Annotated in this window: 19 protein-coding genes; 10 read left to right on the top strand and 9 right to left on the bottom strand. The window is 51.9% G+C overall.

Going from position 1 to position 19,655, the window contains the following annotated elements; all coding sequences use genetic code 11:
* The first annotated feature begins 30 nt into the window (after positions 1-30).
* From dnaE to tilS, 6 genes are all read left to right on the top strand, one after another.
* Positions 31-3,513 (top strand): DNA polymerase III subunit alpha, encoded by a 3,483-nt coding sequence (gene dnaE / locus AC791_RS18845; RefSeq protein ID WP_049842011.1) that lies wholly within the window; start codon positions 31-33, stop codon positions 3,511-3,513.
* 12 nt (positions 3,514-3,525) lie between these two features.
* Positions 3,526-4,485: an acetyl-CoA carboxylase carboxyl transferase subunit alpha gene (gene accA, locus AC791_RS18850; protein ID WP_049842012.1), complete on the top strand. Its 960-nt coding sequence runs from the start codon at positions 3,526-3,528 to the stop codon at positions 4,483-4,485.
* 175 nt (positions 4,486-4,660) lie between these two features.
* Positions 4,661-6,415, top strand: coding sequence for a chitinase (locus tag AC791_RS18855; protein WP_049842013.1), 1,755 nt, complete (start codon positions 4,661-4,663; stop codon positions 6,413-6,415).
* Between the two features lie 75 nt (positions 6,416-6,490).
* Entirely contained in the window at positions 6,491-8,629 is a 2,139-nt protein-coding gene (ldcC, locus tag AC791_RS18860; RefSeq protein ID WP_049842014.1) for a lysine decarboxylase LdcC, read from the top strand.
* 58 nt (positions 8,630-8,687) lie between these two features.
* A complete protein-coding gene (locus tag AC791_RS18865) occupies positions 8,688-9,077 on the top strand; it encodes a VOC family protein (protein WP_049842015.1) in 390 nt (129 codons plus the stop codon).
* Between the two features lie 63 nt (positions 9,078-9,140).
* Positions 9,141-10,445, top strand: a complete 1,305-nt coding sequence (gene tilS, locus AC791_RS18870) for a tRNA lysidine(34) synthetase TilS (RefSeq protein ID WP_049842016.1) — start codon at positions 9,141-9,143, stop codon at positions 10,443-10,445.
* A 26-nt stretch (positions 10,446-10,471) separates the two neighbouring features.
* On the opposite strand, the gene rof is transcribed toward tilS, so the two are convergent.
* Together rof and AC791_RS18880 are read right to left on the bottom strand one after the other, a co-directional pair.
* Complete coding sequence (gene rof / locus AC791_RS18875; protein ID WP_049842017.1) at positions 10,472-10,732, bottom strand: Rho-binding antiterminator; 261 nt, start codon at positions 10,730-10,732, stop codon at positions 10,472-10,474.
* Positions 10,719-10,919, bottom strand: coding sequence for a YaeP family protein (locus AC791_RS18880; RefSeq protein WP_049842018.1), 201 nt, complete (start codon positions 10,917-10,919; stop codon positions 10,719-10,721). Before AC791_RS18880 ends, rof begins: the two co-directional genes overlap by 14 nt.
* 196 nt (positions 10,920-11,115) lie before the next feature.
* On the opposite strand from AC791_RS18880, the gene AC791_RS18885 reads away from it, so the two are divergent.
* From AC791_RS18885 to nlpE, 3 genes are read left to right on the top strand one after another with little or no spacing between them, the layout of a single operon-like run.
* Positions 11,116-11,661: a YaeQ family protein gene (locus AC791_RS18885; RefSeq protein ID WP_049842019.1), complete on the top strand. Its 546-nt coding sequence runs from the start codon at positions 11,116-11,118 to the stop codon at positions 11,659-11,661.
* Positions 11,658-12,080: an alternative ribosome rescue aminoacyl-tRNA hydrolase ArfB gene (gene arfB, locus AC791_RS18890; protein WP_049842020.1), complete on the top strand. Its 423-nt coding sequence runs from the start codon at positions 11,658-11,660 to the stop codon at positions 12,078-12,080. Before AC791_RS18885 ends, arfB begins: the two co-directional genes overlap by 4 nt.
* A 32-nt stretch (positions 12,081-12,112) precedes the next feature.
* A complete protein-coding gene (gene nlpE, locus AC791_RS18895) occupies positions 12,113-12,790 on the top strand; it encodes an envelope stress response activation lipoprotein NlpE (RefSeq protein WP_049842021.1) in 678 nt (225 codons plus the stop codon).
* Between the two features lie 110 nt (positions 12,791-12,900).
* Here nlpE and proS read toward each other — a convergent pair whose 3' ends face one another.
* The 6 genes from proS to metN form a co-directional block, all read right to left on the bottom strand.
* Positions 12,901-14,619 carry a proline--tRNA ligase gene (gene proS, locus AC791_RS18900; protein WP_049842022.1) on the bottom strand — a complete coding sequence of 573 codons (1,719 nt, stop codon included), beginning with the start codon at positions 14,617-14,619 and terminating at the stop codon, positions 12,901-12,903.
* 111 nt (positions 14,620-14,730) lie between these two features.
* A complete protein-coding gene (tsaA, locus tag AC791_RS18905) occupies positions 14,731-15,438 on the bottom strand; it encodes a tRNA (N6-threonylcarbamoyladenosine(37)-N6)-methyltransferase TrmO (protein WP_049842023.1) in 708 nt (235 codons plus the stop codon).
* Complete coding sequence (rcsF, locus tag AC791_RS18910; protein ID WP_049842024.1) at positions 15,435-15,839, bottom strand: Rcs stress response system protein RcsF; 405 nt, start codon at positions 15,837-15,839, stop codon at positions 15,435-15,437. The genes tsaA and rcsF overlap by 4 nt, the downstream gene beginning before the upstream one ends.
* Before the next feature lie 107 nt (positions 15,840-15,946).
* Positions 15,947-16,762, bottom strand: a complete 816-nt coding sequence (locus AC791_RS18915; protein WP_049842025.1) for a MetQ/NlpA family lipoprotein — start codon at positions 16,760-16,762, stop codon at positions 15,947-15,949.
* 37 nt (positions 16,763-16,799) lie between these two features.
* Positions 16,800-17,453 carry a methionine ABC transporter permease MetI gene (locus AC791_RS18920; protein WP_049842026.1) on the bottom strand — a complete coding sequence of 218 codons (654 nt, stop codon included), beginning with the start codon at positions 17,451-17,453 and terminating at the stop codon, positions 16,800-16,802.
* Positions 17,446-18,477, bottom strand: coding sequence for a methionine ABC transporter ATP-binding protein MetN (metN, locus tag AC791_RS18925; RefSeq protein ID WP_049842027.1), 1,032 nt, complete (start codon positions 18,475-18,477; stop codon positions 17,446-17,448). The genes AC791_RS18920 and metN overlap by 8 nt, the downstream gene beginning before the upstream one ends.
* A gap of 189 nt (positions 18,478-18,666) precedes the next feature.
* Here metN and gmhB point away from each other — a divergent pair, with 189 nt between their 5' ends.
* Positions 18,667-19,227, top strand: a complete 561-nt coding sequence (gmhB, locus tag AC791_RS18930; protein ID WP_049842028.1) for a D-glycero-beta-D-manno-heptose 1,7-bisphosphate 7-phosphatase — start codon at positions 18,667-18,669, stop codon at positions 19,225-19,227.
* A gap of 116 nt (positions 19,228-19,343) precedes the next feature.
* On the opposite strand, the gene AC791_RS20670 is transcribed toward gmhB, so the two are convergent.
* The coding region (locus AC791_RS20670; RefSeq protein WP_206742796.1) for a hypothetical protein at positions 19,344-19,655 on the bottom strand (312 nt) is incomplete at its 5' end.

Here is a 19,655-nt window from a genome sequence, read left to right on the forward strand (position 1 = left end):
GTAACTTAATAAACCGGAATCTCTCTACAAATGGCTGAACCACGTTTCGTTCACCTGCGGGTGCATAGCGACTATTCCATGATCGATGGGCTGGCAAAAACCGGGCCGCTGGTAAAAAAGGCGGCCTCTATGGGTATGCCTGCGCTGGCGATCACCGATTTTATGAACCTGTGCGGTCTGGTGAAGTTTTACGGAGCGGCGCACGGCGCAGGGCTTAAGCCTATTGTTGGGGCAGATTTTCACGTCCAGAGCGAGTTGCTGGCTGACGAAATGACCCAGCTTACCGTTCTGGCAATGAATAACGTCGGCTATCAAAATCTGACGCTGTTAATCTCGCGGGCCTATCAGCGTGGCTATGGCGCACTTGGGCCGTGGATCGATCGTGAGTGGCTTGCAGAGCTGGGTGAGGGATTGATTTTACTCTCCGGTGGGCGACTGGGCGATGTCGGGCGTAGCGTGATGCGCGGCAATAGCGCGCTGGTCGATCAGTGCCTCTCTTTTTACGAAGAGCACTTCCCGGACCGCTTTTACCTCGAACTGATCCGCACCGGCAGACAAGATGAAGAGAGCTATCTTCACGCGGCTATTCAACTGGCAGAAGAGCGTGGCCTGCCGGTAGTGGCAACCAACGATGTGCGTTTTATCAGCACCGATGATTTTGACGCCCATGAAATTCGCGTTGCCATTCATGATGGCTACACCCTTGACGATCCCAAACGGCCTCGCCTCTACTCCACGCAGCAGTATCTGCGTTCCGAAGATGAGATGTGTGAACTGTTTGCCGATATTCCGGAAGCGCTGGAAAATAGCGTCGAAATTGCCAGACGCTGTAATGTCACCGTGCGGCTTGGCGAATATTTTTTGCCACAGTTTCCGACCGGTGAAATGACCACCGAAGATTTCCTGGTGGTGAAATCGAAGGAAGGGCTGGAGGAACGTCTCGAATTTCTGTTCCCGGATGAAGCCGTACGCACTGAAAAGCGTCCACCTTATGATGAGCGTCTGGATATTGAACTCCAGGTGATCAACCAGATGGGTTTTCCCGGCTACTTCCTGATCGTTATGGAATTTATCCAGTGGTCAAAAGATAACGGCGTACCGGTCGGGCCAGGTCGTGGCTCCGGTGCGGGTTCGCTTGTGGCCTATGCGCTGAAAATTACCGATCTCGATCCGCTGGAATTTGACCTGCTGTTCGAACGTTTCCTTAATCCGGAACGTGTTTCGATGCCCGACTTCGACGTCGATTTCTGTATGGAAAAGCGCGATCAGGTTATTGAGCACGTCGCGGAGATGTACGGTCGCGATGCGGTATCGCAGATCATTACCTTCGGTACGATGGCGGCGAAAGCGGTTATTCGCGACGTGGGCCGCGTGCTCGGTCATTCGTATGGTTTTGTCGATCGCATTTCCAAACTGGTGCCGCCCGATCCGGGCATGACGCTGGCAAAAGCGTTTGAAGCCGAGCCGCAGCTGCCGGAAATCTATGAGGCTGACGAAGAAGTTAAAGCGCTCATTGATATGGCGCGTAAGCTCGAAGGCGTCACGCGCAACGCCGGTAAGCATGCCGGGGGCGTGGTCATTGCGCCGACTAAAATTACTGATTTCGCGCCGCTGTATTGCGATGAAGAAGGGCTGCACCCGGTTACCCAGTTTGATAAGAACGATGTTGAGTATGCAGGGCTGGTGAAGTTTGACTTCCTCGGCCTGCGTACCCTGACCATCATCAACTGGGCGCTGGAGATGATTAACAAGCGCCGTGAGAAAAACGGCGAGCCGCCGCTGGATATCGCCGCCATTCCGCTGGAAGATAAGAAAAGTTTCGATATGCTACAACGCTCCGAAACGACGGCGGTCTTCCAGCTTGAATCGCGCGGCATGAAAGATCTTATCAAGCGTCTGCAACCAGACTGCTTCGAAGATATGATAGCCCTCGTGGCTTTGTTCCGTCCCGGTCCGCTGCAGTCGGGCATGGTAGATAACTTTATTGACCGTAAGCACGGCCGTGAAGAGATCTCTTATCCGGATGTCCAGTGGCAGCACGAGTGTCTTAAGCCGGTACTGGAACCGACGTATGGCATTATTCTGTATCAGGAACAGGTCATGCAGATCGCGCAGGAACTGTCCGGCTATACGCTCGGCGGCGCGGATATGCTGCGTCGTGCGATGGGTAAGAAAAAACCGGAAGAGATGGCCAAACAGCGCGGCACCTTTGAAGAGGGTGCCAGAAGTCGTGGGGTGGACGGCGAGCTGGCGATAAAAATCTTTGACCTGGTGGAGAAATTTGCCGGCTACGGCTTTAACAAATCGCACTCTGCGGCCTACGCGCTGGTGTCTTACCAGACGCTGTGGTTAAAAGCACACTATCCGGCTGAATTTATGGCGGCGGTGATGACCGCGGATATGGACAACACGGAGAAAGTGGTCGGCCTGGTCGATGAGTGCTGGCGAATGGGGCTAAAAATCCTGCCGCCGGACATTAACTCAGGGCTGTATCATTTTCATGTCAACGATGACGGGGAAATTGTCTACGGTATTGGTGCGATTAAAGGTGTCGGTGAGGGGCCAATTGAGGCTATCATCGAGGCGCGTAATAACGGCGGCTATTTCCGCGAGCTGTTCGATCTCTGTGCCCGTACTGATACCAAGAAACTGAATCGTCGGGTGCTGGAAAAGTTGATTATGTCCGGGGCATTTGACCGCCTCGGTCCACACCGTGCGGCGCTAATGAATTCGCTTGGCGACGCGTTAAAAGCGGCCGATCAGCACGCGAAAGCGGAGGCTATTGGTCAGGCAGATATGTTCGGCGTGCTGGCAGAAGAACCGGAGCAGATTGAGCAATCATATGCTAACTGCCAGCCGTGGCCGGAACATACGGTACTGGAAGGTGAGCGTGAAACGTTAGGTTTATATCTGACGGGTCATCCTATCAACCAGTATCTGAAAGAAATTGAGCGTTATGTCGGCGGCCTGAGGCTAAAAGACATGCATCCAACCGAACGTGGTAAAATGACCACGGCGGCGGGGCTCGTCATTGCTTCGCGGGTTATGGTCACCAAGCGCGGCAATCGCATCGGCATCTGCACCATCGATGACCGTTCCGGGCGGCTGGAGGTGATGTTATTCACCGAAGCGCTGGAGAAATACCAGCATTTGCTGGAAAACGACCGCATACTTATCGTCAGCGGACAGGTCAGCTTTGATGACTTCAGCGGCGGGCTTAAAATGATGGCCCGTGAAGTCATGGATATTGACGAAGCTCGTGAAAAATATGCTCGCGGGCTTGCTATCTCGCTGACGGACAGGCAAATTGATGACCAGCTTTTAAACCGACTCCGTCAGTCTCTGGAACCCCATCGCTCGGGGACCATTCCAGTACATCTCTACTATCAGAGGACGGATGCGCGTGCGCGGCTGCGCTTTGGCGCAACGTGGCGCGTCTCTCCGAGCGATCGTTTACTTAACGATCTCCGTGGCCTCATTGGTTCGGAGCAGGTGGAACTGGAGTTTGACTAATACAGGAATACTATGAGTCTGAATTTCCTAGATTTTGAACAGCCGATTGCAGAGCTGGAAGCGAAAATCGATTCTCTGACTGCGGTGAGCCGTCAGGATGAGAAACTGGATATTAACATCGACGAAGAAGTGCATCGTCTGCGCGAAAAAAGCGTAGAGCTGACGCGCAAAATCTTTGCCGATCTTGGCGCATGGCAGGTAGCCCAACTGGCGCGACATCCGCTGCGCCCCTACACCCTGGATTATGTCCGCCTGGCGTTTGATGAATTCGATGAGCTGGCAGGGGATCGCGCTTACGCTGATGATAAAGCTATTGTCGGCGGTATCGCGCGTCTGGACGGACGTCCGGTGATGATCATTGGTCATCAAAAAGGACGTGAAACCAAAGAGAAAATTCGCCGTAACTTTGGGATGCCGGCTCCGGAAGGCTACCGTAAAGCGCTGCGCTTAATGGAGATGGCTGAGCGTTTCAATATGCCCATCATCACCTTTATTGATACGCCAGGTGCCTATCCCGGCGTTGGCGCAGAAGAACGCGGTCAGTCAGAAGCCATTGCACGCAACCTGCGTGAAATGTCACGCCTGAGCGTGCCGGTCATCTGTACCGTTATTGGTGAAGGTGGCTCCGGCGGTGCACTGGCGATTGGCGTGGGCGATAAAGTGAATATGCTGCAATACAGCACCTATTCCGTTATCTCCCCGGAAGGCTGTGCCTCTATTCTGTGGAAAAGCGCTGATAAAGCACCGCTGGCTGCTGATGCAATGGGTATCATTGCGCCGCGTCTGAAAGAGTTGAAGCTGATCGACTCAATCATTCCGGAACCGCTGGGTGGTGCACACCGTAATCCGGAAGCCATTGCTGCATCATTGAAAGCTCAATTGCTGGAAGATTTGGCCGACCTCGACGTACTGGGTAAAGATGATTTGCTCAATCGCCGTTATCATCGTCTGATGAGCTACGGTTACGCCTGATTTTTATACTCACACCATCGTTCAGGGCCGGATTTTCCGGCCTTTTTTTATGATTTTTTTACGCCAAAAAAATGAGAATGTAGTGAGACCATATGATTAGTCAATGAGACTGATTCTCCCTGAGACTGCGATCGCTGCCAGGCATTCGGCAGTGAATACCATCAAGGAGAAGAATATGGCATTGCAAAAAAGAATGGTGCTTAGCACCGTAGCGGCAGGGATCCTGCTCAGCTTATCAACCGCGCATGCGGCATTACTGGGCGACAGTGCACCAGCAACGATGACAACAAGTGAACTGGCTGCCAAAGAAAAGGCACTCACCGATTTCCCGTTAATGTCGGCAGTCAAATCATCTATTGCGACGCTTGATAATGCTGAGGTAGAAAAAATTGCTGTCGGACGTGCGGCAAACCCGGCTAACGTAAAACGCGTTGAAAGCATTCTGAGCGAAAAAGACTGGGATTTCCTTTTTCCGATGCGCGCGCCGGAATACACGTATCTTAACTTCCTGAAAGCCATCGGTAAGTTCCCGGCCGTCTGCGGTACTTATACTGATGGTCGTGACAGCGACGCGATTTGCCGCAAAACACTGGCAACCATGTTTGCCCACTTTGCTCAGGAAACGGGTGGACATGAAAGCTGGAGAGATATTCCAGAATGGCGTCAGGCGCTGGTGTACCTGCGTGAAGTGGGTTGGGTAGAAGGCCAGAAAGGCGGCTATAACGGCGAATGTAATCCGGATGTGTGGCAGGGACAGACCTGGCCTTGCGGAAAAGATAAAGATGGCGATTATGTCAGCTACTTCGGTCGTGGAGCAAAACAGCTCTCCTATAACTACAACTATGGTCCGTTCTCTGACGCCATGTACGGCGACGTGCGTCCGCTATTAGACAAACCTGAACTGGTTGCTGACACCTGGATGAACCTGGCGAGCGCAGTCTTCTTCTTTGTTTATCCGCAGCCGCCGAAACCGTCCATGCTGCACGTTATTGATGGTACCTGGCAGCCAAACGATCATGACAAAGCGAACGGGCTGGTTACCGGCTTTGGCGTTACCATTCAGATAATCAACGGCGGCGTAGAATGCGGTGGCGCTGACGAGATGGCGCAGTCTCTCAACCGTATTGCCTACTACAAAGAGTTTGCTAACTACCTGAAAGTGCCGGTGCCTGCTGATGAAGTTCTGGGCTGCAAAAATATGAAGCAGTTCGATGAATACGGTGCGGGCGCACTGCCTATTTATTGGGAACAGGATTGGGGATGGAGCGCAGACACGGCCGACGGCAAAACCAACGCCTGCCAGCTGGTGGGCTATCAAACGCCGTATACTGCCTTCAAAGAAGGTGATTACACCAAATGCGTTCAGCACTATTTCAACGTTAACATCGTTGATGATAGCGGCAACGCGAAGCCAGAGCCGACCCCTGCTCCTGAGCCAGCACCGACGCCTGCCGCCAACGTTGCGCCGGTCGCACACATTGCTGGTCCTGTGGGTGCAGTTGAAGCAGGAAGCGCCGTCTCCCTGAGCGGTGCCGGCTCTACTGATGCAAATGGTGACAAACTTACCTATACCTGGATGTCGCAAGATGGCCAGACAGTAAGCGGCGCGGACAAATCAGTTATCGTGTTCAACGCGCCTGAGAAAGATCAGGATGCGCAGTATGCTATTAGTCTGAAAGTGAGCGACGGCTCGCTGAGCAGCACGACCAGCTATACGTTGAACGTAAAAGCGAAAGCTGCAGCAGACGGTTCCGTGGTTTACCCGGCGTGGAATGCGACCACGCAGTGGAAAGCTGACGATATCGTTAATAACCACGGCGTACTGTATCAGTGCAAACCGCTGCCGGCTGGCGCATGGTGTAATGTTGCACCGGCTTACTATGAACCTGGTGCAGGTATTGCCTGGCAGGATGCGTGGAAAGCGCTGTAATGAAATAAATCACGCCAGTGCAACGCGCTGGCGTGATTGTTACTATGATTAGCTATGGTTTTTCAGGAGAAACGCGTGAATATCATAGCTATCATGGGCCCGCACGGGGTCTATTACAAAGACGAGCCAATCAAAGAGCTGGAGAGTGCGCTTGTTACGCAGGGCTTTAAAATCATCTGGCCACAAAACAGTTCCGATCTGCTGAAGTTTATTGAGCATAACCCGCGTATCTGCGGCGTCATTTTTGACTGGGATGAGTACTCCGTTGATTTATGCAGCGATATCAACCAGCTCAACGAATATCTTCCACTGTATGCGTTCATTAATACCCATTCGACGATGGACGTCAGCGTCCATGATATGCGTATGGCACTGTGGTTTTTCGAATATTCTCTCGGCGTGGCTGATGATATTGCAGGGCGTATTCATCAATATACCGGTGAGTACCTGGACAATATTACCCCGCCGTTTACCAAAGCGTTGTTCAATTATGTCAAAGAGGGGAAATACACTTTCTGTACCCCCGGACATATGGCGGGAACCGCATATCAAAAAAGCCCGATAGGCTGCCTGTTTTACGATTTCTTCGGTGGCAATACGCTCAAAGCCGATGTATCGATTTCAGTCACCGAGCTGGGATCGCTGCTTGATCATACTGGTCCACATCTCGAAGCCGAAGAGTATATTGCCCGTACCTTTGGCGCGGAGCAGAGCTATATGGTGACCAATGGCACGTCGACCTCAAATAAAATTGTCGGCATGTACGCTGCACCGACCGGAAGTACGCTGCTGATTGACCGTAACTGTCATAAGTCGCTGGCTCATCTGCTGATGATGAGTGATGTCGTCCCGCTGTGGCTAAAACCAACCCGCAACGCTCTGGGGATACTCGGCGGCATTCCGAAACGTGAGTTTACCCGCGACAGCCTCAGTGAGAAAGTGGCGAGTACGCCACAGGCGCAGTGGCCGGTACACGCGGTGATCACCAACTCGACCTATGACGGCCTGCTGTATAACACTAACTGGATCAAGCAAACGCTGGATGTACCGTCGATTCATTTCGATTCGGCCTGGGTGCCTTATACCCATTTCCACCCAATCTATCAGGGGAAAAGTGGCATGAGCGGCGAGCGCGTGCCGGGAAAAGTCATCTTCGAAACACAATCGACGCATAAAATGCTGGCCGCGCTTTCTCAGGCCTCGCTTATCCATATTAAAGGTGACTACGACGAAGATACCTTTAACGAAGCCTTTATGATGCATACCTCAACATCGCCGAGTTATCCGATCGTGGCCTCTATCGAAACAGCAGCGGCGATGCTGCGTGGGAATCCGGGAAAACGACTTATCAATCGTTCCGTCGAACGGGCGCTGCATTTTCGTAAAGAAGTACAGCGGCTGCGTGAAGAATCAGAAGGCTGGTTTTTTGATATCTGGCAGCCGGAAGACGTGGACGACGCGGAATGCTGGCCTGTGGCTCCCGGTGAAAACTGGCACGGATTTAACGACGCAGATGCCGACCATATGTTCCTCGATCCGGTTAAAGTGACTATTCTGACGCCGGGGATGGATGAACAGGGACACATGAGCGAAGAGGGAATACCGGCTGCGCTGGTGGCTAAATTCCTTGATGAACGCGGCGTGGTGGTGGAAAAAACCGGGCCTTATAACCTGCTATTTCTGTTCAGCATCGGCATCGATAAAACCCGGGCGATGGGACTGCTGCGTGGACTTACCGAATTCAAACGCGCTTACGATCTTAACCTTCGCGTGAAAAATATGCTGCCGGATCTTTATGCAGAAGATCCTGATTTTTATCGCAATATGCGTATTCAGGATCTGGCCCAGGGTATTCATCGTTTAATCCGCCAGCACGATCTCTCCAGACTCATGCTGCGGGCATTTGACGTCCTGCCAGAGATGAAAATGACCCCGCATCAGGCGTGGCAGCGCCAAATCAGAGGCGATGTTGAAACGATCGAGCTGGAGAAACTGACAGGGCGCATTTCAGCAAATATGATCCTGCCCTATCCGCCGGGCGTGCCGCTCCTGATGCCGGGCGAGATGATCACTGAAGAGAGCCGCGCGGTGCTTGATTTCCTGCTGATGCTTTGTTCAATTGGCCGTCATTATCCGGGATTTGAAACCGATATTCACGGCGCAAAGCGCGATGAAGAAGGCGTATATCGTGTGAGAGTCTTAAAAAGTGCCTGAAGGCTTGCAGAGTTATCAGCAGGACAGTAACGTGCTGCAAAAGGTTAAGGAGAAGACGATGCTGGGTTTAAAACAGGTTCACCATATTGCCATTATTGCTACTGACTATGCCAAAAGTAAGGCATTTTACTGCGATATTCTTGGCTTTACCCTGCAGGGCGAGTTTTACCGCGCTGAACGCGACTCCTGGAAAGGCGATCTGGCGCTGAATGGCCAGTATGTGATTGAGCTTTTTTCATTTCCATCTCCACCTGCGCGCCCGAGTCGTCCGGAAGCATGTGGTTTACGCCATCTGGCCTTTAGCGTGGAGAATATCGAGCAGGCGGTGGATCATCTGCACGCGCACGGCGTTGCCTGCGAACCAGTGCGTGTCGATCCTTTTACCGACAAGCGTTTTACCTTCTTTAACGATCCCGATGGTCTGCCGCTGGAGTTATACCAGCAGTAAAGCTTGCCAATATGACTATTGCCCGGTAACGTTCCGGGCACTCTTTCCTAAGTTCGTTCGATCATGACAGCACCAGCGATTGCCCATTCTCTTTATCCTCACCGCCAGTTCCTGATTGCGTTCAGCGGTGGCCTCGACTCTACCGTTCTGCTACATCAGATGGTGTGCTGGCGCAGGCAGTCGCCGGATATTTCCCTGCGTGCAATTCATATTCATCATGGGTTAAGCCCGTATGCCGATGACTGGGTCACACACTGCCAGCAGATGTGTCAGCAGTGGCAGATTCCGCTGATCGTTGAGCGCGTGACGTTAGTTGATAAAGGACTGGGAAACGAAGCCCACGCCAGACAGGCGCGTTACCAGGCTTTTCGTGAAGCGCTGCTGCCGGGGGAGGTTCTGGTGACGGCTCAGCATCTTGACGATCAATGTGAGACATTCTTACTGGCACTTAAGCGCGGTAGCGGCCCGGCAGGGCTTTCCGCCATGGCTCGTGTTTCACCCTTTTCGGGAACCGTGCTGATCCGGCCTTTACTAGAGGAAAGTCGCGACGCGCTGAACCAGTGGGCTGCAGAGCATGAACTGCGCTGGATTGAGGACGAGAGTAATCAGGACGATGCCTACGATCGCAATTTTCTGCGTCTTCAGGTGTTGCCGCAGTTAAATGCTCGCTGGCCGCATTTTGCGCAGGCTACGGCGCGCAGCGCGGCGCTGTGTGCCGAGCAGGAACAGTTGCTGGATGAACTGCTCGGTGACGAATTGCGGGCGCTGGTAGATGAAAAAGGGGCGCTAAGCCTGCTGCCGCTGACGACCAAAAGTCCGGTATTTCGTGCTGCCGTGCTGCGCCGCTGGCTGGCAAGCCGAGGAGCGGCGATGCCATCACGTGACATGCTCGCGCGGATTTGGCAGGAGATTGTGCAGGCCAGGGACGATGCTTCTCCTTCTCTGCGGCTCGGGGCTTTCGAGCTACGCCGTTATCAGCATAAACTCTGGTTGATCCAGCCGCTACCGGGCCAGACCACGGCCGTTTTGCCATGGCCGGATGTAGGTCAGTCCTTAACGTTACCCGATGGTCTGGGACAGCTGGCGCTGGTTTGTGGTGGTAACCTGCGCCTGCCGCAGACGCATGAAGCGGTATCAGTCCGTTTCACCGCGCAGGGGACATTACACATCGTCGGGCGTAACGGGGGACGTAAGCTAAAGAAAATCTGGCAGGAGCTGGGCGTTGCTCCCTGGCTGCGCGATACGACTCCATTACTGTTTTATGGTGAAACGCTGGTGGCAGCGGCGGGATATTTTACGACGCGGGAAGGGCAGGCTGACGGCGGGACAGGGGTAACGCTGATGCATTATCCAGAGAGCGTCGGGTAACATTGGCTACCCGACGACGAGCAGGATCAGGATTCACTCACCACCACGGTACCGATGTCCGGATGGCTGAAGCTGGTAATCTTATCAAGGCGCAGTTCACGGGAAGCCCCGGACACCTCAACAACCAGATATTCAACATTTTTGCGCGAGACTACATCAGCCGCTTTTGCCGTCAACACTTCACCGTCTTTCATTTCCAGCGTCAGCAATAGATGCTGCTGGCAGGCGAGCTCGAGATTGTCATAGTCATCGCAATTGATGGGTTGATACGTTTCATTCATTGACATAATCGCTCACCAGTAAGTTTGCGGCTGCATACGCCGCCTTTTCTCTGACCGACTCTGAAAGGGCATCATCCGCAGCCATTTCATTGAGTACTTTAAGTACGCAACCCAGCGCATCCGGAATATACCCTAAATCTCCGCTGGCGATTTGTGCATACCGCTTGCGTACTAACTCACAATATTGTTCCACATTCCCTCCTGTCAATGCTCCGACTTCACCGTGGATGTAAGTTTAAGCCTACGAAGATAAACCTTGTTTAGCAAGGCAACTGTACCATAACCCACTGCGTCATTTCACCACGATGAAAATAGGTATGGCTCACATGAAACAGTCTTTTGACCACATTTTCGCTACAATAGCGGCTACATTTTGAAGGAGCAGTTTCATGGCGCTGAAAGCGACAATTTATAAAGCGGTAGTTAATGTAGCCGATATGGATCGTCATCATTATCTTGATGCGACGCTTACTCTGGCTCGTCATCCTTCTGAAACGCAGGAACGTATGATGCTGCGTTTGCTGGCGTGGATTAAGTATGCCAATGAGCGTCTTCAGTTTACGCGCGGGCTGAGTGCTGAAGATGAGCCAGAAGCCTGGCTACGTAACGATCATCTCGGGATTGATTTATGGATAGAGCTGGGCCTGCCGGACGAGCGTCGGATAAAAAAAGCCTGTAACCAGTCTGCTGAGGTTGCTTTATTTACCTATAACAGCCGCGCGGCCGATATCTGGTGGCAGCAAAATCAGAGTAAACTGGCTACTTTTAAAAATCTGAGCATCTGGTTTCTGGATGACGCCCAGCTGGCACAATTAAGCGCTTTCGCCACGCGGACTATGACGCTACAGGCGACGATTCAGGAGGGGACTATTTGGCTCTCAGACAGTGATAATACGCTGGAAATTCAGTTTACGCCCTGGCAGCAGCCCGCATGATCGCTATTTCCGGCAGTATTATGCTTGGTGAAGACGAATTTACCATCACGGCTATTCGCGCCCAGGGAGCAGGCGGGCAAAACGTGAATAAAACCTCAACAGCTATACATTTACGTTTTGACATCCGGGCCTCTACGCTGCCAGAGTATTATAAAGCGCGGCTTCTTGCCGCCAGCCATCATTTGATTACCGATGATGGCACCATCGTCATTAAATCGCAGGAGCATCGAACCCAGGAGATGAACCGGGATGCGGCTATTGCGAGACTGGTTTCGGTGATTCAGGCGCTAACTGTCGTACAGAAAAGCCGTCGTCCGACGCGTCCGACGCGCGCATCAAAAGAGCGCAGGCTGACGTCGAAATCGCAAAAATCGTCGGTAAAAGCACTGCGCGGAAAAGTCAGGCGTTCACCGGAGTAGGAACGCCCGCATAAAAGTATAAGGAAAAGAAGGTGAAAAAAGCGATATTCGCAGCTGTTGCAGCCTGGACCCTGGTGAGTCTGATTGGCTGTAACCATCGTTCTAATGTTGACTCACTGCAACCTGTTCAGGCCGAATTAAAACCGATGCAGCAAAGCTGGCGTGGCATATTGCCCTGTGCCGACTGCGAAGGCATTGAAACTTCTCTGTTTCTGGAGAAGGACGGAAGCTGGGTGATGAATCTTCATTACCTGGGAACAGCAGACAAAAATGCCTCATTTGCTACCTACGGTACCTGGGCGCGGACCGCCGATAAACTGGTTTTGACCGACGCGCAGGGTGAGAAGTCGTATTATCATGTCAAAGGCAATGCGCTGGAAATGCTCGACAGTGAAGGTCAGCCGGTAGCATCGCAGTTTAATCGTACGCTCACACCGGTGACGGCCAGTTTGCCGGTCACGCCAATGGCGATGCGCGGAATGTACAGCGCCGGTCAATTTACCGACTGCTCCACCGGTCAACGTCTTGCGGTAGTGCCGAATACACAACTGGAGCATGATTATTCCGCGACGGGTGTTACCGGCAACAGACCACTGCTGTTGACGATGGATGCGCACTATACGATGCAGGTCAAAAGCGGCAACGAGATAAAAGCGATCGCCGCGGACAAGGCGATTGCGTTTAGCACCAATGAAAAGTGTGGCGATTAAGCCTTCTCAGGTGAACCTGCGATAGCGTCGTACTTATTTTGTGGGACTACGCGAAAGCGCTGCCCGAGGTAGATAAAAAAAGGCCCTGAAATCAGGGCCTTTTCTGGTAATTAACCTTTAATCTGTTTTACCAGATAATCAACAATGTCGCCGGTTTTAATCAGCTGTTTTTCACCGTTACGACGATACTTATATTCAATATCGTCGTTATCAAGGTTGCGATCGCCCAGTACGATGGTGTGCGGGATACCGATAAGCTCCATATCCGCAAACATCACGCCAGGGCGCTCTTTACGATCGTCCATCAGGACGTCAATGCCGTGTGAGCGCAGTTCGGCATACAGTTTTTCAGCCAGTTCCTGAATGCGGAAAGACTTGTGCATGTTCATCGGCAGAATAGCCACCTGGAACGGCGCAATAGCATCTGGCCAGACAATGCCGCGATCGTCAAAATTCTGCTCAATCGCCGCTGCAACGACGCGGGTCACCCCAATACCATAGCAGCCCATCGTCAGCGTCTGGTTACGGCCATCTTCGCCCTGAACAGAGGCTTTCAGCGCTTCGGAATATTTGGTTCCCAGCTGGAAGATATGCCCGACTTCGATACCGCGTTTGATCAGCAGCGTACCCTGACCATCCGGGCTGGCGTCGCCTGCAACCACGTTGCGCAGATCGGCAACGGTCGGCGTTGCGACATCGCGATCCCAGTTGATGCCAAAATAGTGCTTACCATCAATGTTAGCGCCTGCAGCAAAATCGCTCATTGCCGCCACGGTACGGTCGATGACTACCGGGATCGGCATATTGACCGGCCCCAGAGACCCCGGACCTGCCTGAACGACAGCACGGATCTCATCTTCCGTGGCGAACGTCAGCGGGCTGGCAACCTGCGGCAGTTTTTCTGCTTTGACTTCGTTCAGTTCATGATCGCCACGTACCAGTAACGCGATCAGCGGAGCGCTGCTACCTTCAACCGCTTTCACCAGCAGGGTTTTAACGGTTTTCTCAATCGGTAAAGCAAATTGCTCAACCAGCTCGGCGATCGTTTTAGCGTTTGGCGTATCGACGAGGGTCATTTCCTGAGTCGCAGCCGCCCGCGGCGCTTTCGGCGCTACGGCTTCGGCCAGTTCGATATTGGCTGCATAATCAGAGGTATCAGAGAAGACGATATCATCTTCGCCGCTCTGCGCCAGCACCTGGAACTCATGAGATGCACTGCCGCCAATCGAGCCGGTATCAGCCTGAACCGGACGGAACTCAAGCCCGATGCGGGTAAAGATTTTGCTGTAGGCCGCATACATTGCGTCGTAAGTTTCCTGCAGAGAGTCCTGAGAAGTATGGAAAGAATAAGCATCTTTCATCAGGAATTCGCGGGAACGCATTACGCCAAAACGCGGACGGACTTCATCACGAAATTTGGTCTGGATTTGGTAAAAGTTCAGCGGTAGCTGTTTGTAAGAGCTTAGCTCGTTACGGATCAGATCGGTGATCACTTCCTCATGCGTTGGGCCAAGGACGAACGAACGCTCGCCACGATCGGCGATGCGCAGCAGTTCCGGGCCATATTGCTCCCAACGACCGCTCTCCAGCCACAGTTCAGCAGGTTGAACCACCGGCATTAACACCTCGATCGCACCGGCATTGTTCATCTCTTCACGCACGATGTTTTCGACTTTTTTCAGGACGCGCACGCCGGTCGGCAGCCAGGTATATAACCCGGAGGCCAGCTTGCGGATCATCCCGGCGCGCAGCATCAGCTGGTGGCTGATGACCTCGGCGTCGGCAGGTGTCTCCTTCAGTGTGGAGAGCAGATATTGGCTAGTACGCATGTTATTACGATTCCATTTGGACGTTCGGAGCAGGCTCAATGCGAGCCTGATGCAAAAAAAGTGGTTTAGTTTACCAGTGTGCCGGGGATGCCAAAAGAGAGAGTGATAAAATTAGCGCGCTTCGAGAGCAAAGACTTCGAATCCGGCGTCGTTGACGCGCCAGCGTACGTTAAAATCCTCAAGCCAGACGGCGTAGGTTTTACCTGTCTCTTCTTCCTTACGATAGGCGGGGCGCGGATCCTGCGCCAGCACCTCGGTAATAAACGTTTTGAAATGCGGATACTGTTGTTGCAGCGCACGCAACTGTTGTTCGACATCAGGCGTAAATGTTACGGCCATATCAGCCTGGGGCGGCAGCTGCGCATAACCTGCGCGAGCATCAGGCAGCGATTCGGCAAAGGGAAGATAAGGCTTGATATCAATGACTGGCGTACCATCAACCAGATCCAGCCCGCCCAGTTGTAGGATCACCTGCTCTTTATGGCAGCGGATCCTTTTCAGCTCAACCAGGGAGATGCCGACAGGATTCGGGCGAAAGGTCGAGCGGGTAGCGAAAACGCCTGTTCGCGCATTCCCACCCAGCCGAGGAGGGCGCACAGTGGGCCGCCAGCCGCCTTCCATTGTCTGATGAAAGACGAAAACAATCCATAAATGGCTAAAGTTTTCCAGACCACGTACCGCTTCCGCCTGATTATAAGGCGAAAGTAAATGCAGTTCGCCGCCCGCGCTTTTTACCAGCCCCGGCTGGCGCGGTACGGCAAACTTTTCTTTATAAGGTGAGCGGATAACGCCTATCTGCTCAAACTCAAATGCACTCATTTATTCGAAACGTTAAGTGCAGAACCGACGCAAACGGCCTGACGATAGCAGCCCGGTGTGCCGCTGGTCACTTCACAGCTGTGCAGTAAGACGGCATTTGCGCGCATCTTAGAGGCATTGATCTGCATACGCTTGCGTGCAGTGGGAATATTCGGTGGTGAGTCCTGATTCGATGCCTGGCAGGAATCCCCTGAAACTTCGCCTAAATCACGGAATGGTTTACCCACCAGTGCTTCTGCATCGGTGTAGATTTTTACCGGCGCGCTATACGCTACTTTAGGTTTTGCGGGGGCCGCTTTTGGCGGGACTTCGGTGCTTTTGACAGGTTCGACGGGAGATCTGCTTAACATGGAGCAGCCGCTGAGCATAAGTGCGACTAAACAGATCGGTAAAGCACGCATAATATTTCCTCAATGAATAACAGGGTAGTGAGCTATTGAATCAGGTGCTTGCATAAATGACAAGACGGGCATGAGCCCGTCCTGAATGATATTACAGAGAGAAAAGATTACCAGCCTTTAACAGCACCGCCGTTAAACACTTTGTTGGCTTCCTGATAAACTTCATCCGATTGATAAGCCTGAACAAACTTTTTCACGTTCTCCGCATCTTTATTGTCTTCACGAGTGACGATCAGGTTTACATACGGGGAATCTTTATCTTCAACGAAAATGCCATCTTTAGCCGGAGTCAGCCCAATCTGGCTGGCATAAGTGGTGTTAATCACCGCCAGAGCGATTTGCGCGTCGTCCAGTGAACGCGGCAGCTGCGGCGCTTCCAGCTCAACCAGCTTCAGGTTTTTCGGATTTTCCGTAACATCAAGCACGGTCGGCAGTAGGCCAACACCGTCTTTTAATGTGATCAGACCCTGTTTTTGCAGCAGCAGTAATGCACGACCCAGGTTGGTAGGATCGTTAGGAATAGCGACCTGAGAGCCATTCTGGAGTTCATCGACAGACTTGATCTTTTTAGAGTAGCCGGCCATCGGATAGACGAACGTATTACCAGCAACAGCCAGTTTATAACCGCGATCCTTGATTTGCTGATCCATGTAAGGCTTATGCTGGAACGCATTAGCATCAATATCGCCTTTGCTTAATGCTTCATTTGGCAGAACGTAATCATTAAACGTCACCAGTTCGACATCCAGCCCGTATTTTTCTTTAGCTACTTTTTGCGCAACTTCTGCAACTTGCTGTTCAGCACCAACAATAACGCCGACTTTAATATGGTTAGGATCTTTTTCATCCTGACCACAGCCTGCCAGCGCCAGGGAACCAATTAACGCACCGACTGCCGCAAAGGTTTTAAATTTAAAGGTCATACTCTTTCCTTACTTAGCGTATTAGTGTTGTGTGATGCTATTTGTGAGTGACAGCCCGGACGATACGATCGCCTGAGAACTGAATCAAATAAACCAGAACCACGAGTAATACCAGCACCGTATTCATTACCGTTGCGTTATACCCGATGTAGCCATATTGATAGCCAATCTGACCCAGCCCGCCGGCACCGACGGCACCGCCCATCGCCGAATAGCCGACCAGCGTAATAAGCGTAATCGTCGCTGCATTAACTAAACCCGGCAGCGCTTCAGGCAGAAGAACTTTACGCACGATTTGCATCGGCGTAGCGCCCATTGCGCGAGATGCTTCAATCAGTCCCGCCGGGATCTCAAGCAGCGCGTTTTCAACCATACGGGCAATAAACGGTGCGGCACCGACGGTAAGAGGAACAATTGCCGCCTGTAAGCCGATAGACGTACCGACAATCACGCGCGTAAAAGGGATCATCCACACCAGTAAGATAATGAACGGGATAGAACGGAAGATGTTTACCAGCGCAGATAGCATACGGTACAACTTCGCGTTTTCAATAATTTGGCCTGGACGGGTAACATATAAGAGAACGCCTACTGGTAAACCAATGACGAATCCAAAAAAGCCCGATACAAACGTCATCGCCAGCGTCTCCCAGACGCCGCGCAACAGCAACCACATCATTGGCTCAGACATAACCCAGTACCTCTACTTTTACATGGTGTTCCTGCAGCCAGGCGATGGCGGCTTGTGTATCGTGCTGCGCACCATGCATTTCGGTCAGCATGATGCCGAACTTAACGCCACCGGCATAGTCCATCTGTGCGCTGATAATGTTGTTGTTAACGTTGAAACGGCGAGCGGTTTCCGACAGCAGCGGTGCATCGACCGACTGGCCGGTAAATTCCATGCGTAGCATCGGTACGCTGTCTTCAGTGGCATCTGCTTTCAGACGCGCCAGATAATCTTCTGGAATATCCAGATGTAGCGTGGACTGAATAAATTGCTGCGCTAGCGGAGTTTTTGGGTGTGAGAACACCTCGCTAACTTTGTCCTGCTCAATCAGTTCACCATTGCTGATCACGGCAACACAGTCACAGATGCGCTTTACGACATCCATTTCATGGGTGATAAGCAGGATAGTCAGCCCCAGACGACGATTGATATCTTTTAATAGTTCCAGAATAGAGCGAGTGGTCGCCGGATCAAGCGCGCTGGTGGCTTCGTCACAAAGGAGCACCTTTGGATTGCTGGCGAGCGCGCGGGCAATCGCGACACGCTGTTTTTGTCCACCGGAAAGATTGCCTGGATAACTGTCATGCTTATCGCTCAATCCTACCAGGTCGAGAAGTTCTTTAACCCGACGACTGACTTCCTCCTGCGGCGTGTTATCCAGCTCCAGCGGCAGGGCGACGTTACCAAATACGGTGCGTGAAGAGAGCAGGTTAAAGTGCTGGAAAATCATGCCAATCTGACGACGAGCTTTAGTAAGAGCAGAATCAGAAAGCGCGGTAAGTTCCTGACCATCAACCTGCACGCTGCCCTGCGTCGGACGCTCAAGTAAATTTACGCAGCGAATAAGCGTACTTTTACCTGCACCGGATGCACCAATAACGCCATATATCTGCCCGGCGGGCACATGCAGGCTGACATTATTTAATGCCTGAATTGTGCGGTTTCCCTGCTGGAAAACTTTAGTAATATTTGAAAGTTTAATCATTAGAGTATTTGTTATCGCTCTGGTGTTAGTCGCGGCATTTTCTTCCGCCATAGACGAAAAATGACTGCCAATCCGATGGATGTTAAGGCATCCAGATGGCTAAATCAATCTGGCTTTCTATTTTGAGCGCTTTAATGGTTGTTGAAACATGCGATACTAGAGCCAAACACCTTTCACAGGAGCAATGCGGTGGCAAAATCAGTACCGGCTATTTTTCTTGATCGTGATGGCACTATTAATGTCGATCACGGTTATGTACACGAAATTGATGCGTTTGAATTTATCGATGGCGCAATTGACGCCATGCGTGAATTAAAAGAGATGGGCTATGCGCTGGTGCTGGTCACCAACCAGTCTGGCATTGCGCGCGGTAAGTTTACTGAAGAACAATTCGAGACTTTGACAGAATGGATGGACTGGTCGCTGGCAGACCGTGACGTGGATTTAGATGGTATCTACTATTGTCCTCATCATCCACAGGGAAGCGTGGAGGCATTTCGTCAAACCTGCGATTGTCGCAAACCTCATCCCGGCATGCTGCTTACGGCAAAAAACGATTTAAACATCGATATGGCTGCTTCTTATATGGTTGGCGATAAAGTCGATGATATGCAAGCGGCTGTGGCAGCAGGCGTGGGTACAAAAGTTCTGGTGCGAACCGGCAAACCTGTCACAGAAGAGGGTGAAAAAATGGCAGACTGGGTGATTAATAGCCTTGCAGATCTGCCCGGAGTCATTAAAAAGCGCTAAAAACAGGCGTTATGACTAAAAGGTGAGCGGTTGAAATAAAAATGCATTTTTCCTCTTGTCATTCGGCGCCAGCTCCCTATAATGCGCCTCCATCGACACGGCGGATGTGAATCACTTCACACAAACAGCCGGTTCGGTTGAAGAGAAAAAATCCTGAAAATCGGGGTTGACTCTGAAAGAGGAAAGCGTAATATACGCCACCTCGCAACGGTGAGCGAAAGCCGCGTTGCACTGCTCTTTAACAATTTATCAGACAATCTGTGTGGGCACTCGAAGATACGGATTCTTAAATGTCGCAAGACAAAAAAGAAATACCAAGTCTCAGAGTGAACACGTAATTCATTACGAAGTTTAATTCTTTGAGCATCAAACTTAAATTGAAGAGTTTGATCATGGCTCAGATTGAACGCTGGCGGCAGGCCTAACAC

It is taken from the genome of Klebsiella sp. RIT-PI-d (assembly GCF_001187865.1).
GTDB lineage: Bacteria > Pseudomonadota > Gammaproteobacteria > Enterobacterales > Enterobacteriaceae > Superficieibacter.

Coding starts and splice junctions, on each gene's coding strand:
- AC791_RS18915 (WP_049842025.1), bottom strand. CDS start 16,762: ATGACCTTTAAATTTAAAACCTTTGCGGCAGTCGGTGCGTTAATTGGT.
- proS (WP_049842022.1), bottom strand. CDS start 14,619: ATGCGTACTAGCCAATATCTGCTCTCCACACTGAAGGAGACACCTGCC.
- accA (WP_049842012.1), top strand. CDS start 3,526: ATGAGTCTGAATTTCCTAGATTTTGAACAGCCGATTGCAGAGCTGGAA.
- tilS (WP_049842016.1), top strand. CDS start 9,141: ATGACAGCACCAGCGATTGCCCATTCTCTTTATCCTCACCGCCAGTTC.
- rof (WP_049842017.1), bottom strand. CDS start 10,732: ATGTCAATGAATGAAACGTATCAACCCATCAATTGCGATGACTATGAC.
- AC791_RS18865 (WP_049842015.1), top strand. CDS start 8,688: ATGCTGGGTTTAAAACAGGTTCACCATATTGCCATTATTGCTACTGAC.
- rcsF (WP_049842024.1), bottom strand. CDS start 15,839: ATGCGTGCTTTACCGATCTGTTTAGTCGCACTTATGCTCAGCGGCTGC.
- arfB (WP_049842020.1), top strand. CDS start 11,658: ATGATCGCTATTTCCGGCAGTATTATGCTTGGTGAAGACGAATTTACC.
- tsaA (WP_049842023.1), bottom strand. CDS start 15,438: ATGAGTGCATTTGAGTTTGAGCAGATAGGCGTTATCCGCTCACCTTAT.
- AC791_RS18920 (WP_049842026.1), bottom strand. CDS start 17,453: ATGTCTGAGCCAATGATGTGGTTGCTGTTGCGCGGCGTCTGGGAGACG.
- metN (WP_049842027.1), bottom strand. CDS start 18,477: ATGATTAAACTTTCAAATATTACTAAAGTTTTCCAGCAGGGAAACCGC.
- AC791_RS18855 (WP_049842013.1), top strand. CDS start 4,661: ATGGCATTGCAAAAAAGAATGGTGCTTAGCACCGTAGCGGCAGGGATC.
- AC791_RS18885 (WP_049842019.1), top strand. CDS start 11,116: ATGGCGCTGAAAGCGACAATTTATAAAGCGGTAGTTAATGTAGCCGAT.
- dnaE (WP_049842011.1), top strand. CDS start 31: ATGGCTGAACCACGTTTCGTTCACCTGCGGGTGCATAGCGACTATTCC.